Source organism: Phenylobacterium sp., from assembly GCF_004799395.1.
GTDB lineage: Bacteria > Pseudomonadota > Alphaproteobacteria > Caulobacterales > Caulobacteraceae > Phenylobacterium.
The window spans coordinates 1-2,229 of record NZ_SSMZ01000121.1 but is presented as its reverse complement, the minus strand read 5'-3'; the positions used below and the strand labels follow the sequence as shown (position 1 = coordinate 2,229).

The 2,229-nt window shown below is 68.9% G+C and carries 3 protein-coding genes; 1 reads left to right on the top strand and 2 read right to left on the bottom strand.

The window, feature by feature from the left end; genetic code table 11:
* Window positions 1-166: 166 nt before the first annotated feature.
* Window positions 167-442: a type II toxin-antitoxin system VapB family antitoxin gene (locus tag E8A12_RS08380; protein WP_293367569.1), complete on the bottom strand. Its 276-nt coding sequence runs from the start codon at window positions 440-442 to the stop codon at window positions 167-169.
* A 68-nt stretch (window positions 443-510) separates the two neighbouring features.
* Between E8A12_RS08380 and E8A12_RS08375 the strand changes: the two genes are divergently transcribed.
* Complete coding sequence (locus tag E8A12_RS08375; RefSeq protein ID WP_293367567.1) at window positions 511-1,920, top strand: FAD-binding oxidoreductase; 1,410 nt, start codon at window positions 511-513, stop codon at window positions 1,918-1,920.
* On the opposite strand, the gene E8A12_RS08370 is transcribed toward E8A12_RS08375, so the two are convergent.
* On the bottom strand, window positions 1,917-2,229 hold a 313-nt coding region (locus E8A12_RS08370), incomplete at its 5' end, for a hypothetical protein (RefSeq protein ID WP_293367565.1). The genes E8A12_RS08375 and E8A12_RS08370 overlap by 4 nt on opposite strands.

Genomic DNA, 2,229 nt, shown 5'->3' with positions numbered 1-2,229 from the left:
TGGTCCTGGGTCGGAACGAAGCCCCGCCGAACGAGAATGATACCGGTCTCGACGTAGTTGATCGGCGACAGCATCGCCCCGCCGGCTTCCGCCAAGACACCGAGAAAATCCTCAGATTCAGGTTCCTGCCCGGCGATGGCGATGAGCGCTGAAGAGTCGACGGCGATCAATCTTCGTCCTCGGCGAAGCCCGGAATCTCGTTGATCTCATCCCATTCCGCCTTGGTGACGTGAGGCTGTGGGCCGCGCATGCCGATTTGCGCCCTGAACCGATCGGTCGCTTCCCGCATCTCCTGCAATGTCGGTTTGCGTTGTGGCGGCGCGGCCTCCGCCAGCGCCTTGTCCAAAGCCCCATCGATGGCGCCGGTCAGGCTCACGCCCCGAAGGCTGGCCAATTCCCTCGCCTTGCGCTCTGTCTCTGGGTTCTTGATCAGAATGGCCATCGGCCCGACTCCTTATATACTGGAGTATATACTGGAAGCCGCCGTCCGCGAAGCGTAGGTTTAGTCCCATGACCGCGCCCGTTCCCGCCGATGTGCTCTCCCGCCTGAAGGCCGTGCTGGGCGAGGGCGGCTGGAGCCAGGATCCGCAGCGGCTGGCCCCCAAGCTCCTGGAATGGCGCGACCGCTGGAGCGGGGAGACGCCGTTCCTGGCGCTCCCGAAGGCCACGGCGGACGTGGCGGCGGTGGTGGGGATCTGCTTCGAGTCCGGGACCCCAATTACCACCCAGGGCGGCAACACCGGCCTGGTCGGCGGCCAGATCCCGCAGGGCGAGGTGCTGCTGTCCACCGAGCGCCTGCGGGCGATCCGCGAAAGCGACGCCTTCGACGACGTTCTGGTGGCCGAGGCTGGGGTGACGCTGTCGGCGGTGCACGAGGCGGCGGCGGCCATGACCCGGCGTTTCCCCCTGGGCCTGGCGTCGGAGGGCTCCGCGACGGTGGGCGGCTTCGTCTCCACCAACGCCGGCGGCACCCAGGTCTTGCGCTACGGCATGACCCGCAATCTGGTGCTGGGCCTGGAGGCGGTGCTGCCGAACGGCGAGGTCTGGAATGGGCTGAAGCGCCTGCGCAAGGACAACACCGGCTACGACCTGAAGCAGCTCTTGATCGGCGCCGAGGGCACTCTGGGCGTGGTCACCGCCGCGGCGCTCAAGCTGTTTCCGGTGATGGCCTCGCGCTCGGTGGCGATGATCGGGTTGGAGAGCCCGGAGGCGGCGCTCAAGTTGCTGGTCCGCGCCAAGGACGAGACCGGCGGCGCCGTCGAGGCCTTCGAGCTGATGGGCCGCCTGGGGGTCGAGTTCGCGCTGAAGAACATCGCCGCCACGCGCGATCCGCTGGCCGGCGTCCATCCCTGGTACGTGCTGGCGGAGTTCTCCTCAGGCGAGCCCGGATCGGCCGAGGCCTCGATGGAGCGGTTCCTGGCCTCCGGGCTTGAGGACAGGCTGATCGCCGACGCCGTGGTCGCCCAGACCGACACCCAGGCCAAGGCGCTGTGGGCGATCCGCGAGAACCAGTCCCCGGCCCAGAAACCCGAGGGCGCGACCTGGAAGCACGACATCTCGGTGCCGGTCAGTCGGGTCGCCGACTTCCTGCGCGAGGCGACTGCGGCCATGGAGGCCTTCGCGCCTGGATCGCGCATCGCCGCCTTCGGCCACATGGGCGACGGCAACATCCACTATGATGTCCTGCGTGGCGACGGCGCGCCGGACGCCCCGCACGCCGCCAAGCGTGATGCCGGCTCGCGGATCGTCCACGATATCGTGGCCTCCATGGGCGGCTCGATCAGCGCCGAGCATGGCCTCGGTTCGATGAAGACCGAGGAGGCCCGGCGCTACAAATCGCCGGTCGAGGTCGAGGCCTTGTCGGCCATCCGCCGGGCGCTCGACCCCAAACGGATCATGAATCCGCGGGTCCTGTTCTAGCGCGTCGGCCTGGCCGCCAGCTTGGCGACCAAGGTGTCGCCCCACTCGCCGATCGCCTTGGCGTTGAAATAGTAGAGCGCCTGCCGCGCCGCCGGCTCCTGGCTCTGGTGGAGGCCGAGCCGCTTGAGCAGCCACGCCGACGCCGCCGGATTGGCGCAGCCGATGCCGTTGGAGAAGAACGCGAGGCGCCCATTGGCGCGGACGCAGGCCGCCACGTCCGCCGGCGCGGCGGCCCAGGCGGCGTCGAGGTTCGGTCGGTCCAGCTTCCTGGCCGCCAGCAACGCGTCAGCGGCGTAGACCTGCACGGCC